Source organism: Gemmatimonadota bacterium (assembly GCA_016704275.1).
Classification (GTDB): domain Bacteria; phylum Gemmatimonadota; class Gemmatimonadetes; order Gemmatimonadales; family GWC2-71-9; genus Palsa-1233.
The window spans coordinates 1-14,094 of the sequence record JADJAK010000005.1 but is presented as its reverse complement, the minus strand read 5'-3'; the positions used below and the strand labels follow the sequence as shown (position 1 = coordinate 14,094).

Annotated in this window: 12 protein-coding genes; 11 read left to right on the top strand and 1 reads right to left on the bottom strand. The window is 67.4% G+C overall.

Going from position 1 to position 14,094, the window contains the following annotated elements; translation table 11 throughout:
* The first annotated feature begins 14 nt into the window (after positions 1–14).
* From IPG05_10800 to ppk1, 11 genes are all read left to right on the top strand, one after another.
* Positions 15–1,298 carry an efflux RND transporter periplasmic adaptor subunit gene (locus IPG05_10800; protein ID MBK6495567.1) on the top strand — a complete coding sequence of 428 codons (1,284 nt, stop codon included), beginning with the start codon at positions 15–17 and terminating at the stop codon, positions 1,296–1,298.
* A gap of 8 nt (positions 1,299–1,306) precedes the next feature.
* Entirely contained in the window at positions 1,307–2,008 is a 702-nt protein-coding gene (locus IPG05_10795; protein ID MBK6495566.1) for an ABC transporter ATP-binding protein, read from the top strand.
* 1 nt (position 2,009) lies between these two features.
* A complete protein-coding gene (locus tag IPG05_10790; GenBank protein MBK6495565.1) occupies positions 2,010–3,251 on the top strand; it encodes an ABC transporter permease in 1,242 nt (413 codons plus the stop codon).
* On the top strand, positions 3,248–4,507 hold the full coding sequence (locus tag IPG05_10785) for an ABC transporter permease (GenBank protein MBK6495564.1): 1,260 nt from the start codon (positions 3,248–3,250) through the stop codon (positions 4,505–4,507). Before IPG05_10790 ends, IPG05_10785 begins: the two co-directional genes overlap by 4 nt.
* A gap of 196 nt (positions 4,508–4,703) precedes the next feature.
* On the top strand, positions 4,704–5,948 hold the full coding sequence (locus IPG05_10780) for an ABC transporter permease (GenBank protein ID MBK6495563.1): 1,245 nt from the start codon (positions 4,704–4,706) through the stop codon (positions 5,946–5,948).
* A 3-nt stretch (positions 5,949–5,951) separates the two neighbouring features.
* Positions 5,952–7,199: an ABC transporter permease gene (locus IPG05_10775; protein ID MBK6495562.1), complete on the top strand. Its 1,248-nt coding sequence runs from the start codon at positions 5,952–5,954 to the stop codon at positions 7,197–7,199.
* Between the two features lie 341 nt (positions 7,200–7,540).
* Positions 7,541–7,942 carry a GIY-YIG nuclease family protein gene (locus IPG05_10770; protein MBK6495561.1) on the top strand — a complete coding sequence of 134 codons (402 nt, stop codon included), beginning with the start codon at positions 7,541–7,543 and terminating at the stop codon, positions 7,940–7,942.
* A gap of 58 nt (positions 7,943–8,000) precedes the next feature.
* On the top strand, positions 8,001–8,720 hold the full coding sequence (bshB1, locus tag IPG05_10765; GenBank protein MBK6495560.1) for a bacillithiol biosynthesis deacetylase BshB1: 720 nt from the start codon (positions 8,001–8,003) through the stop codon (positions 8,718–8,720).
* Between the two features lie 134 nt (positions 8,721–8,854).
* Positions 8,855–10,024 (top strand): cysteine desulfurase, encoded by a 1,170-nt coding sequence (locus IPG05_10760; GenBank protein ID MBK6495559.1) that lies wholly within the window; start codon positions 8,855–8,857, stop codon positions 10,022–10,024.
* A gap of 1 nt (position 10,025) precedes the next feature.
* Entirely contained in the window at positions 10,026–11,090 is a 1,065-nt protein-coding gene (gene mnmA, locus IPG05_10755; GenBank protein ID MBK6495558.1) for a tRNA 2-thiouridine(34) synthase MnmA, read from the top strand.
* A 10-nt stretch (positions 11,091–11,100) separates the two neighbouring features.
* Positions 11,101–13,224, top strand: coding sequence for a polyphosphate kinase 1 (gene ppk1 / locus IPG05_10750; GenBank protein MBK6495557.1), 2,124 nt, complete (start codon positions 11,101–11,103; stop codon positions 13,222–13,224).
* 35 nt (positions 13,225–13,259) lie between these two features.
* Here ppk1 and IPG05_10745 read toward each other — a convergent pair whose 3' ends face one another.
* Positions 13,260–13,433 (bottom strand): hypothetical protein, encoded by a 174-nt coding sequence (locus IPG05_10745; GenBank protein MBK6495556.1) that lies wholly within the window; start codon positions 13,431–13,433, stop codon positions 13,260–13,262.
* Between the last annotated feature and the right edge of the window lie 661 nt (positions 13,434–14,094).

Here is a 14,094-nt window from a genome sequence, read left to right as displayed (position 1 = left end):
AGAGGACACAGCCCATGTCTCGTGGAGTCAAGATCAGTCTCGGCCTCGTCGTGGTCGCCATCATCGGCGTCGTTGCCATGAAGATGAAGGGTGGCAGCGACAAGCCGGTGGAAGTGCGCCTCGAGGAGGTTGCGACCCGCGACCTCGTGTCCGCAGTGACCGCCAGCGGCAAGATCGAGGCGAAGAGCCAGGTGGACGTCTCCTCCGAGGTGACGGCGCGCATCCTGCGCATCACCGTGAAGGAAGGCGACCTCGTCACCAAGGGCCAGCTGCTGGTCGAGCTGGACCAGGTGCAGTTCAAGGGCGCGGTCGACCGCGCCACGGCGTCGCTGACGTCGGTGCAGGCGCAGCTGCTGCAGGCGAAGACCAATCGCGACCAGGCGAAGCGCGCGCTGGACCGGAACCGCGAGTTGAAGCGGACCAACCCGACGCTGATCGCCGACGAAGTGATGGAACAGTCGCAGCAGGCGTTCGACGTCTCCGAGGCGTTGCTCAAGTCGAGCCAGGCGCAGGTGCAGCAGACGCAGGCCTCGCTCAAGGAGGCGCAGGACAACCTCGCCCGCACCCGCCTCTTCGCGCCGATCTCCGGCCGCGTCGTCCGGCTTGCGGTGGAAGAGGGCGAAGTCGCCCAGACCGGCGCCTTCTCGCGTGACGTCGGCCTGTTGATGCGCATCGCCGATCTCTCGGTCATCCAGGCCGTGGTCAAGGTGGACGAAACCGACGTGATCCGCCTCGAACTCGGCGACTCGGTGTCGGTCGCCATCGACGCCTTCCCCGACACCGCGTTCGTCGGCAAGGTGACCAAGATCGCGAACAGCGCGGCGACGACCGCCGCCGGTGCGGCCTCGGCCGACCGCGCGGTCGACTTCGAAGTCGAAGTGACGCTGACCAACCCGCCGGCCGACGTGCGCCCCGACCTGAGCATGACGGCGCGGATCGTAACCGACGTCCGGAAGGGTGCGCTCTCGATCCCGATCATCGCGCTCACCACGCGGCCGGACAGCGCCATGGGTGGCGATCAGGCCGCCGCGGCCGGTGCCCCGCTCACGACCACGAGCGACACGGCCGGCGGCAAGAAGCCGAAGGACAAGGAAGGCGTCTTCATCGTCGAGAACGGCGTGGCGCGCTTCCGCACCGTCAAGGTCGGCATCGCCGGCGACGAGCACTTCGAGGTCCTCACCGGCCTCAAGAAGGGCGAGACGATCGTGGCAGGCAGCTACCAGGCGATCCGCGATCTCAAGGATTCGTCCAAGGTGAAGGCGGCGCCGGCCGGTGGCCCGGCGGTGGTGAAGCCGTGAGCGACGCCATCATTCGCCTCGCGGGCATCACCCGGGAGTACGTGATGGGGAGCGAGAAGGTGCTCGCCCTCCGCGGCGTCGATCTCGAGATCCAGCGCAACGAGTACGTCGCGATCATGGGGCCTTCGGGTTCCGGCAAGTCGACGATGATGAACATGCTGGGCTGCCTCGACACACCTTCCGGCGGCCAGTACTGGCTCAACGGACAGGAAGTCTCGACCATGGTCGACGACGACCTGGCCCGGGTGCGCAATCGCGAGATCGGCTTCGTTTTCCAGACGTTCAACCTGCTGCCCCGCGCGACCGCGCTGGCCAATGTCGAACTGCCGTTGGTGTATGCCGGTGTGTCGACCCGCGAGCGGAAGCGCCGGGCCGAGGCAGCGCTGGAGCGTGTCGGCCTGGGCAACCGGATGGACCACCGCCCCAACGAACTCTCCGGCGGCCAGCGGCAGCGCGTGGCGATCGCGCGGGCGCTCGTCAACGAGCCGTCGATCCTCCTCGCCGACGAACCGACCGGCAACCTCGACTCGGCCACGAGCGTGGAGATCATGCGGGTCTTCGGCTCCCTGCACGCGCAGGGGCAGACCGTGATCCTGGTGACCCACGAACCCGACATTGCCGCGCACGCCCACCGGGTGGTGGTGCTGCGCGACGGCAAGGTGGACAGCGATCGTCGCAACGAATCGCCCGTCCGCGAGGCCGCGGCCTGAGATGCCCTTCTTCGAGGCGGTCCGGCTGGCGTGGGACTCGATCGTGGCGCAGAAGCTGAAGAGCTTCTTCTCGCTCGTCGGGGTGCTGATCGGCGTGACCTTCCTGATCGCGGTCGTCTCGATCGTGCAAGGCATGAACGTCTACATGACCGAGAAGTTTGCCGGGGCGCTGATCGGCGTGAACACCTTCCAGGTGCGCCACCAGCCGAACATCCAGACCGGGGACCCCAGCGAGGAGGAGTGGCGGCAGTGGCAGCGCAATCCGCGCGTCACGATCGAGGATGCCGAGTACATCAAGGAACGACTGACCGTCCCCGCAACGATCGCCGCGGCCGGTTATGACCAGGTGACGCTCTCCTGGCAGGGGAAGGTCGCCAAGCAGATCCAGGTCAACACGGTCGAGGCGGACTTCTTCAAGATCAAGCACTACGACATCGCCGAAGGACGGGCGTTCTCACCGCAGGAAGTGAACATCGGCGCGGCGGTGGTGGTGCTGGGGTCCGAGCTGGGCGAACGCCTCTTCGACGGGCGTGACCCGATCGGCCAGACGATCGCGATCGGCGGGCTGCCGCACCGCGTCATCGGCGTCGTCGCCAAGCAGGGGACGCTGTTCGGGATCTCGCTCGACAAGTTCGCGATCACCCCGATCACCTCGCCGGCGCGCCGGTTGGTGAACCGGCCGCACATCATCGACGACATCCAGATCCAGACGGCCAACCCGGACCAGATGCGCGCGGCGATGGAAGAAGTCACCGTCCTGATGCGCGGCCGCCGCGGCCTCCGCCCCGGGCAGCCCGACAACTTCCATCTCGAGTCGGCCGAAGGGGCGCTCGCGGGGTGGGAGAAGATCTCCAAGGTGCTCTTCCTCGCCCTGCCGGGGCTGGTGGCGATCTCCCTGGTGGTCGGCGGCATCGTGATCATGAACATCATGCTGATGGCCGTCAGCGAGCGGACTCGCGAGATCGGCGTCCGCAAGGCGCTCGGCGCCAAGCGGCGCGACATCATGGCGCAGTTCATCGTCGAGTCGGCGACCCTCTCGGTCACCGGCGCGGTGATGGGGATCGGCACCGGCCTGCTGCTGGCCTTCGCGGTGCGTGCCTTCACGCCGTTGCCGGCCGCTGTGGCGCCCTGGTCGATCTTCGTGGGCGTCGCGCTTGGCATCCTGGTCGGCATGGTCGCGGGCGTCTATCCGGCGCGCCAGGCCTCGCGACTCGACCCCATCGCAGCACTGAGGCAGGAATGAGCGACTACGGACGCGGCAACCTGTTGGCTCGCGCACTCGAAGGCGTCACGCTCGCGCTCGACTCGGTGCGCGCCTCCAAGGTGCGTGCGGCGCTGACCATCCTCGGCGTGGCGATCGGCGTCATGGTGGTCATCGCCATGGCGGCGACGATCACCGGCATCCAGAACTCGGTGAGCGAGATCGTCCAGCGCGCTGGCCCGAAGTCGTTCTACGTAATGCGCTACTTCCGCTCGGGCATCCAGATCTCGGATGGTTCGGACGAAATGTCGCCCTGGCGGAAGCGGCCGATGATGAGCCGCGAGGAGGCCGAGATGATCAGCCGCCTCCCGGCCATCGGCGCGGTCAACATCCGCGAGTCCGGCGGGTCGCGTGTCTCCTACGGCCGCAAGGCACTCCCCTCCGCGCAGGTGGACGGGCAGAGCACCAATTGGCTGCAGGTGGAAGGCGGCGAGCTGCTGCAGGGGCGCAACTTCACCCCGACCGAGGATGCCGGTGGGTCGTACGTCGTCGTGATCAATCAGCCTGTCGCCGACGAACTCTTCCCCGGCGTCGATCCCTTGGGACGGCAGATCAAGATCTTCGGCCTCCCCTTCACCGTCGTGGGGCTGTATCAGGACCCGTCCGGCCTCTTCGCCGATGAGGGCCCGAAGATCGTCGTCCCGCACACGACCTTCGTGAAGTCGGCCACCTTCGCGTGGGGCTGGCTCAACATCGCCGTCTTCCCCAAGGAGACCGCGACCCAGGCCGAGGCGATGGATCAGGTCACGGCGGCACTGCGCATCAAGCGCGGGCTCAAGCCGGGGGCGGAGAACAACTTCGACCTGATCTCCGGCGACAAGTTCATGGAGAGCTTCAACGACATGACGGCCGGCTTCTTCCTGGTCATGCTAGTACTGTCGTCGGTCGGCCTGATGGTGGGCGGCGTCGGCGTCGTGGCGATCATGATGATCTCGGTGACTGAACGGACCCGTGAGATCGGCGTCCGGAAGGCGCTCGGCGCCACCCGCGGCGAGATCCTCTTCCAGTTCCTGGTCGAGGCAGCCACGCTGACGGTGCTCGGTGGGCTCTGCGGCATGGCCATGGGGGCCGTCATCTCGTGGGGGATCCGCACCTTCTCGCCGATCCCCGCCTCGATTCCGCTCTGGTCGATCTTCGCGGCGATCATCGCCTCGGCAATCACCGGGATCTTCTTCGGGCTTTACCCGGCCAACCGGGCGGCGAAGTTGGATCCGGTGGAGGCGTTGCGGTACGAATAGCTGGTGGGGAATCGCTGGAGTGTTGTCATCCTGAGCGAAGCGTCCTGCAAGGACGCGCAGTCGAAGGACCTCTTCCCGATGCGCTCGGAGAGAGGTCCTTCGACTACGCACCCCTGCGGGGTGCTTCGCTCAGGATGACAGCGCCTGAGGCGGTCTCCCCTCACCTCCCCACCCCGCCCCCCCTTACCTTTTACCAATGCCCTATTCCGAAGCCCTCCGCCTGGCCCTCCAGACAATCTGGAGCTCCAAGCTTCGGGCCATCTTCACCCTCCTCGGCATCATCGTCTCCGTCGCCTTCCTGGTCACCGTCGTCGCGGTGATCCAGGGGATGAATTCGTATGTCAAGGAGAACCTCACCGGCGCGATCATCGGCAACAACGCCTTCCAGGTGCGCCGCACGCCCATTTCGGTCGGGCTCCTCGACAACGACCAGATCAAGCTGCTCGCCAAGCGGCCGCTGATCTCGAAGGAGGACGCCGAAGTGGTGCGGCGCGCCCTGCCCGATGCGCAGGGGGTGGCAATCCAGTCCGGCTGGCCGACGCCGAACGCGGCGGTCATCTCAGGCAACCAATCGGTTGGCGGCGTCCTGATCTTCGGGATCACCCCCGACTATCAGCTGGTGCAGGACTACGTGATTGCCGCCGGCGAGCCGCTCAACGACATCGACATCCGCGGGCGCCGACTGGTGACCGCCATCGGCTGGGACGTCGCCACCAAGCTCTTTCAGTCGGCCGACGCCGCCATCGGCAAGACCGTGCGGATCGCGGGGCGGCAGTACACGGTGAAGGGCGTCTTCGCGGCGAAGGGGCAGACCCTCGGCGCCTCCTTCGATGGCTTCGCGTTGTTGCCGCTGCCGGTGTTCGAGTCGGTCTGGGGCCGCCGCCGCACGACGGTCATCTCCGTGAAGATGCGCGAGGCCGACCAGATCCCCGGCGCGATGAATCGGGCCGAGGAGGCGATGCGCCTGGCGCACCGACTGCGGCCGGGCGTGGCGAACGACTTCACCGTCGACAAGGCCGACGCCTTGCTCGCCTTCTGGACCGCGCTCACGGCGCTGCTCTTCACCGTGGTGCCCGCCGTGGTCTGCATCGGCATCGTGGTCGGCGGCATCGTGATCATGAACATCATGCTGATGACGGTGAGCGAGCGGACCCGCGAGATCGGGCTGCGCAAGGCGCTCGGCGCCAACCGGCAGGACATCCGCCGGCAGTTCCTCGTCGAGACCGTCATCCTCTCGCTGCTTGGCGGCATGATTGGCGTGCTGGCGGGCTGGACCTTCGCGGTCCTGGTGTCGACGTACTCGCCCTTGCCGGCCAAGGTCACCGGCTGGTCGGTCGGACTCGCGCTGCTGCTCGGCGCCGGCACCGGCATGATCTTCGGCGTCTACCCGGCCACGCGCGCGGCGAAGCTCGACCCCATCACCGCCTTGCGGACGGAATAGCAGATGGCCTTCCGCGTCGGGAATGTCTTCGAAGGGGTCCTGCAGGCGCTCGACGCGATGCGTGGCGCCAAGCTGCGCAGCGGGCTGACCATCCTTGGCGTCGTGATCGGCGTGACGACCGTGATGGTGATGGCCTCGCTCGTGAACGGGATCCAGACGCAGATCTTCGCCTCGGTCGAGAACGCCTCGCCGCAGACCTTCTACGTGGTGCGCTTCTTCTCGTCGGTACCGCTCAATCCGGATCGGCTGCCGCCAGAGGTCAAGGCGCGCAAGGTGCTCGACGAGGATGATGCCGTTGCGCTGCGCCGCAGCGAGCAGATCCGCTACGCCGGGCTGATGGTGCAGGTGCAGCAGAAGATCGAGTTCGACGGCATCCGCTCGCAGGGGCTGATGATCTACGGCGCCGACAACAGCTACCTCGAGATCCAAGGTGGCTCGCTGCTGTCGGGGCGCTTCTTCTCGCAGTCCGAACTCAAGGGCGGCCAACCGGTGGTGGTGCTCGAAGAGGAGGTCACCGACCGGCTCTTCGGGCGAATGAACCCCCTGGGCCACGTGATCCGCATCGGCGGGACCGCCTTCACCGTGATCGGCGTCTACGCCAAGCCCGACAACATCTTCCAGCCGCCTGGCGCCGCCGACGGCGGCATCGTCCCGTTCCGCGCGGCGAAGCAGAGCTTCCAGTACGACGAGACCAATTCGCTCTTCATCGCGATCCTCGCCCAGCGGGGTGTCTCGGTCCCCGTCGCCAAAGACGCCGCGATCGCCACCTTGCGTCGATCACGCGGTCACCGTCCGGCGACGCCGAATTCCTTCGACGTGATCACCCAGGACCAGATCCTCGACACCATCACCTCGCTGACCTCGGCGTTCTTCCTGGTGATGATCGCGCTGTCGTCGGTGGCGCTGCTGGTCGGCGGGATCGGCGTGATGGCGATCATGATGGTCTCGGTCACCGACCGCACCCACGAGATCGGCCTCCGGAAGGCGCTCGGCGCCACCAAGAACGAGGTGCTCTGGCAGTTCCTCGTCGAGGCCGCCACCCTCACCGGGGTCGGCGGCATCCTCGGCATCATCGTCGGCCTCACCGTCGGCGAACTGCTCAAGCTGGTGCTCAAGCTGGACAGCGGGGCACCGCTCTGGAGCGCCGTGGTGGCGGTCTGTGCCTCCGTGGCCATCGGCCTCGTCTTCGGGATGATCCCCGCGACCCGCGCGGCGCGGATGGATCCGGTGGAGGCGTTGCGGCACGAATGACGTGATGATGGACGATGGATGATGGATGATGGTGTACCCCGGAGTATGTCATCCTGAGCGGAGCCCGCGCGCGCGATGTCATCCTGAGCGGAGCCCGCGAAGCGGGCGCAGTCGAAGGACCTCTTTCCGTAGTGTCATCCTGAGCGAAGCGACGGCGTAGCCGGCGCAGTCGAAGGACCTCTCCCCCATTGTCATCCTGAGCGGAGCCCGCGAAGCGGGCGCAGTCGAAGGACCTGCCTGATAGCGCGCCCTGCAATTGTTTGACCCGCCCCGCCAGAGATCGACCCCGCCGCTGGGACCTCCCGAGCCATCATCCACACTCCCCTTTCGGAGCGTGCCCCATGACCTACTGGGTCTACATCCTGGCCAGCCGCAGTCGCGTGCTGTACATCGGCGTGACCTCCAACATGCCCCGGCGCCTCGCCCAGCACCGCGCAGGAGGCGTGAACGCCTTCACGGCGAAGTACCACGTAGACCGCCTCGTGTACTGCGAAGAGACCGGCGACGTGCATTCGGCGTTGAAGCGGGAGAAGCAGCTCAAGGGGTGGCGGCGGATGAAGAAGCTGGACTTGATCGAGTCTGTGAATCCGGATTGGAATGATCTCTCGGCCCCTGAGCCTCCCATGATCGAGTCGCGTACCGTCCGAGGTCCTTCGACTGCGCACCCCGTCCGGGGTGCTCCGCTCAGGATGACACACGGTGAAAGGTCCCTTCGACCCCCTCCCGCTGCTTCGCCAGGATGACATGCCTGGCACGTTCGCTCCAGGATGACAAGCGCGCGAATCACCTCTACCTTTAACCATGCCCCTCGACCTGCTGGCCGCCGTCGCCCACCCGGATGATGCCGAACTCCTCGCCGGGGGCACCCTTGCGAAGGCCGTTGATGCGGGCCGCCGCGTCGGGATTCTTGATCTGACCCACGGCGAGATGGGGTCGCGCGGCAACGCCGAGATCCGCGCCCGTGAGGCTGCCGCTGCGTCGCTGGTGCTCGGCATCACCGCACGCACCAACGCCGGCCTCCCGGATGGCCACCTCGAGAACAACGACGCGATGCGACGCGTTGTGGTCGAGCAGCTCCGCCGCCTCAAGCCGCGCACGCTCATCCTCCCCTACCCCGTCGGTCGCCACCCGGACCATCGTGTCGCCTCGGAGCTCGTCCGCGACGCCTGCTTCCTCTCGGGGCTCAAGAACTACCCCGCCGACGGCGAACCGTGGAAGCCGCTGAAGGTGGTCTACGCGTTTGCCTACCGCGAAGACACCGTCAAGCCGACATTCGTCGTCGACACCTCGGCGCAGTTCGAACGGAAGCTGAAGGCGGTGGCCTGCTACGCCTCGCAGTTCACGCCGGACACCATCCAGGCCGGCGAGCTCTACCCGACCGGCCAGCCGATCCTCGACCTGATCCGCACCCAGGACGCCCACGCCGGCTCGCTGATCCGGGCCGCCTACGGAGAGCCGTTCTGGACCGCCGAGACGATGGCGGTGGACGACATCACCCGGCTGGGCGTCGCCTCGCTGTAACGTCACCACCCGGTATCAATCGGGTAACTGCCTGCCCCACAACCCTTTACGCCGCTTCGGGCAGCCCGCATCATTGCGGGATGCCCGCCCTGCTGACGGTTCCGCAACCCCGTGCCCTGACTAGATTTGGGCCCATGGAACCTGTCTACTTCGACCACGCCGCGACCACGCCCGTGCGCCCTGAGGTGCTTGAGGCGATGCTCCCCTTCTTCAACGCGTCGTGGGGTAATCCCTCGTCGTCACACCGCTTCGGGCGGGCCGCCAAGGCCGGACTCGAAATGGGGAAGCGCGAAGTCGGAGAGGCGCTCGGCGTCGAACCGAACCAAGTGATCTTTACCTCGGGCGGGACCGAGGCCGACAACCTCGCCGTGATCGGTGCCGCGCATGCCGCTCGTCGCGCCGGCAGGTCGATGCACGTCGTGACTTCCGCGATCGAGCACAAGGCAGTCCTCGCCGCCGCGCACGTCGTGGTATCGATGGGTGGGCGAGAGACGATCCTCCCGGTCGATCACAATGGTCAGGTTCGACTCGACGCGCTCGATGCCGCGCTCGCCGAAGGCCCCGCGCTGGTCTCGGTGATGTGGGTCAACAACGAAGTCGGCACGGTGCAGCCGATGGTCGAGATCGGCGCGCGATGTCGTGCGGCCGGCGTCCCGCTCCACAGCGACGCCGTGCAATCGTTCGGCAAGCTGCCGATCGCCCTCGACGAAGTCGGCTGCTCCCTCCTCTCCATCTCCGGCCACAAGCTCGGCGCGCCCAAGGGCATCGGCGCCCTCATCGTGCGCGACCGCCACATCGTCGATTCGCTCATCCACGGCGGCGGCCAGCAGTACGGCATTCGCCCCGGGACCGAGAACGTCGCCGGTGCGGTGGCACTCGGGCGTGCGGCGCTGCTGGCGCGCCAGGAGCTCGACGCGCATGTGATCCATGTCCGCACGTTGCGCGACAACCTCGCCGAGCGGTTGCAGGTCGCGATCCCCGACCTGGTGGTCCATGCCGCCGGCGTCGAGCGCGCCCCGCACGTCCTCTCGATCGCCATTCCGGGCGCCGAGGCCGAGGCGATGCTGATGCACCTCGACCTGGCGGGCGTCGCCTGCTCGGGCGGCTCGGCCTGTTCGACCGGTGCGGTCGAGCCGTCGCACGTGCTGACCGCGATGGGCGTCGAGCGCGGCCTCGCGCTGGGCACCATCCGCTTCTCGCTGGGCCACGAATCCACCGCGGCCGATGTGGATCGCGCCGTCGAGGTCCTCCCGGGCGTCGTGGAACGAGTCCGACGATTGGGAGCTGCCCTCGGCCGTGGCTAGCGTGCGGAAGGTCCTCGTCGCCATGAGCGGCGGGGTGGATTCCTCGCTGGCCGCAGCACTGCTCGTCGAGCAGGGCTACGAGGTGATTGGCGCGACGATGAAGCTCTTCTGCTACGGCGACGATGTCCCCGACCGCCCCTGCTGTTCCCTCGATTCGATCAACGATGCGCGCGCCGTGGCCCACCGCCTCGGCATCCCGCATTACGTCCTCAATCTCGAGGACCGCTTCTCGGAGCGGGTGATCGACAACTTCGTCGACGAATACGCGCGCGGCCGCACGCCGATTCCCTGCGTCCGCTGCAACTCGTTCACCAAGTTCCGCGACCTGCTGGCCCACGCCGACTCGCTCGGCTGCGACGCGATCGCCACCGGCCACTACGCCAACGCCCGTGATGGCGCGCTGTATCGCGGCACCGACCGGAACAAGGACCAGAGCTACTTCCTCTGGGGGATCGACAAGGCGGTGGTGGCACGGATGCTCACGCCGGTGGGCGAGCTCACCAAGGCGGAGACGCGTGCGCGTGCCCGCGCCCTCGAGCTCGAGACCGCCGACAACCCCGAGAGCGTCGAGATCTGCTTCGTCCCCGACGACAACTACGTCGGCGTGCTGGAGCAGCGGCTTCCGGCCGATGCGCCGGCACTGCAGGCGGGGCCGCTCGTCACCTCGTCCGGTGAAGTCGTGGGCGAGCACGACGGCTTCGCGCGCTACACGATCGGCCAGCGGCGCGGCCTCCCGGGTGGGCGGTCGTTGCCGCTGTATGTGGTGGGGATCCGCCCCGACAGCCGCGAGGTGGTGGTCGGCGAGGCGGATGAACTGATGGGCCATGCCGTCACGCTGGAGGAGCTCAACTGGCTCGCCGAGCCGTTGGCGGTGGGCGACCGGTGCTGGGCGCAGCTGCGCTACCGGGCCGAGGCGGTGCCGGCGGTGGTGCGGAGCGCGGATGGTGGCATGCTGGTGCTCGATCTCGACGTCCCGGTCCGGGCGATCGCCCCGGGGCAGTCGGGCGTTCTCTACGACGCCACGCAGCGCGTCCTGGGCGGCGGCGTGATCGCCTCCGCTGGATGACCTCCTCGCCATGACCGCCACACCGCAGGCCCCGGCCCCGAACGACGCCGTGCTCCGGCAGGCCCCGAACCTCAAGGACCCCGCGCTCTACCTGAACCGCGAGCTCTCGTGGCTCGAGTTCAACCGGCGCGTGCTGCACGAGGCGCTCGACCCGCGGACACCGCTGCTCGAGCGGGTCAAGTTCCTCTCGATCTTCGCGAGCAACCTCGACGAGTTCTTCCAGGTCCGCGTCGCCGGCCTGCGCGAGCAGGTGCTCGCCAAGATCGCTGAGAACGCCGCCGACCGGATGGCGCCGATGGCCCAGCTCGACGCCATCCGCCAGACTGTGCAGGGGATGCTGGAACAGCAGTCACGCTGCCTCGTGCACGAGTTGGTGCCCGCGCTGGCCGCGCACGGCATCCGACTGCACGAGCGCTTCGACGACCTCCCCGAGGAGGAGCGCGCGCACCTCTCGGCGTACTTCGAGTCGCACGTCTTCCCGGTGCTGACGCCGCTCGCGGTCGATCCGGCGCACCCCTTCCCGCACATCTCGAACCTCTCGCTCTCGTTGGCGGTCTCGCTGATGGACTCGGCGGGCGAGGAGCGCTTTGCGCGCGTGAAGGTGCCGCGGCTGTTGCCCCGCTGGGTGCCGCTCAAGCGCGCGAACGAGTTCCTCCCGTTGGAGTACCTGATCGGCGCGCACCTCGAGACGCTCTTCCCCGGCGTGCCGATCGTGGGCTGGCACCTCTTCCGCGTCACGCGCAACACCGACCTCAAGCTCGAGCTCGGCGACGACAGCGATGAAGCCGAGGACTTGCTTTCGTTGATTCAGGAAGAAGTGCGCAACCGGAAGTTCGGCGAGGTGGTGCGCCTTGAAGTGCACAAGTCGATGCCGCAGCCGATCCGGACGCTGCTGCTCGAGGAGCTCAACGAGGCCGACGCCGGCGAAGGGTTGCCACTCACCGAGGCCGACCTCTTCGAGGTCACCGGTCCGCTCGACCTGAGCGACCTCATGGTGATCTCGGCGATCGATGCGCCGGCGCTCAAGGACCTGCCCTTCACGCCAGTGACTCCTCGGCGCCTGGCCGAGAGTCGCGACCTCTTTGCGGTGCTGCGCGAGGGGGATGTGTTGCTGCACCACCCGTACGATTCGTTCCAGGGGTCGGTGGAGCAGTTCATCGCGCGGGCCACCGAAGATCCCGACGTCCTCGCGATCAAGATCACGCTCTACCGCACGGGCGGCGAGATCGCGCGATTGCTGGCGCAGGCCGCCGAGCGCGGGAAGCAGGTCGCGGTGCTGATCGAGCTGCAGGCGCGCTTCGACGAGGAGCAGAACATCTCCTGGGCCAAGCGCTTCGAGGACATCGGCGTGCACGTCTCCTACGGCGTCTCGGGGCTCAAGACGCACGCCAAGGTGCTGCTGGTGGTGCGGCGCGAGGGCGATGCGATCCGCCGCTATGTGCACATCGGGACCGGCAACTACAATCCCCGGACGGCGCGCTACTACACCGACTTCGGGCTGCTGAGTGCCGACCAGGAGCTTGGTGCCGACCTGAGCGAGCTCTTCAATGTCCTCACCGGCTTCGGCGCGCCGACGGGCTATCGCAAGCTGCTGGTGGCGCCGCGCTGGATGAAGGCGTCGTTCCTCGAGAAGATCGAGCGCGAGGCGGAGCATGCGCGTCGCGGGCGGCAGGGGCGGATCCTCGCGAAGATGAACGCGCTGGTGGACCCCGAGGTGATCGAGGCGCTCTACCGTGCGTCGCAGGCGGGGGTGGAGATCGACCTGATCATCCGCGGCATCTGCTGCCTGCGGCCCGGCGTGCCGGGTGTGAGCGAGCGGATCCGGGTGATCTCGATCCTCGGGCGCTTCCTGGAGCACTCACGCGCCTTCCTCTTCCGGAATGCCGGCAAGGAGGAGTGCTACATCTCGTCGGCCGACTGGATGCCGCGGAACCTCGACCGGCGCATCGAGGCGGCGGTGCCGATCGAGGAGCCGAAGCATCGCGCCGAGATCCGGCGGCTGCTGGAGGGGATGCTGGAGGACAACCGGCAGGCGTGGGAGCTTGGTGCGGATGGGCGCTATACGCAGCGCACCCCGGCGCCGGGCGAGCCGGACCGGGGGACGCATCGGGTGTTGGTGGAAAGGGGGAGGTAGGGGCTCAGCGAAGCTCGAGCATTGTCTTCCCCCACCTACTCGACGGTGAACTGACTCTCTCGCTTCGCGAGGAGGCCTCCCCCGGCCACGCGCACTGTCACCTGCAATCGGTACTCACCTTTGCCGAGTCGCGCGAAGTCGATGTCCCGTTCGAGTTCCGTGAAGCGCTCCAGAATACGGTGGGGAAATGCGAGCTGAAGTCGGGGCATCGTATCCTGCTGTCGAGTGCCAAAGACCGCGAGCTCAACCCGGGCGTCCCCTGGTGGCACATCGGACCACATCTGGAGGTACAGCCTTACCGGTTCCTGCCGGGTGAAGCGGCTCGATGGAGGAAGCAGTAGTTCCCTGCCCTCAAGTGTCCAGCGCACTGCACTGGCCTGGGAGCCCAGCACAATGTCCGACATCCGCACCGACCCGCCTGATAGGTCGGGGGACTCCCGATCACGCTCCCCGACTTGCCGCGGAGCTGGTCCCGTACGGAGAGCTGCCACGCGAGGGTGCCTCCCGAATCCGGAATGCTCAACACGCCGCCAACCATCGCCCGCTCACGTCCAAGGGGCACCGCGAGCTCAAGCTGCGCGTTGCGCCAGCGATTCGGGCCGGCCTCCCAGAGCGCCAGCTCGGCCAGCAGACTGTTCGCGCTGTCGGCATTCGTCACGTCACCACCCGGTAGGACGAGTGGCACCGCGATCACGCGGGCACCTGTGCGCGGGGAGAACAGTCGGTACGCAGCCGCGGCCGGGGCAAGTTGGCCGCGTGTGAGGTTGAAGGCCCTTAACGATCCGCACGCTTTGCCACCCTCCTCTGGCTTACCGACATAATTGGCACAGTCCCGGAAACCGGATGCGTGGTGAATTACTGCGTGGAAGT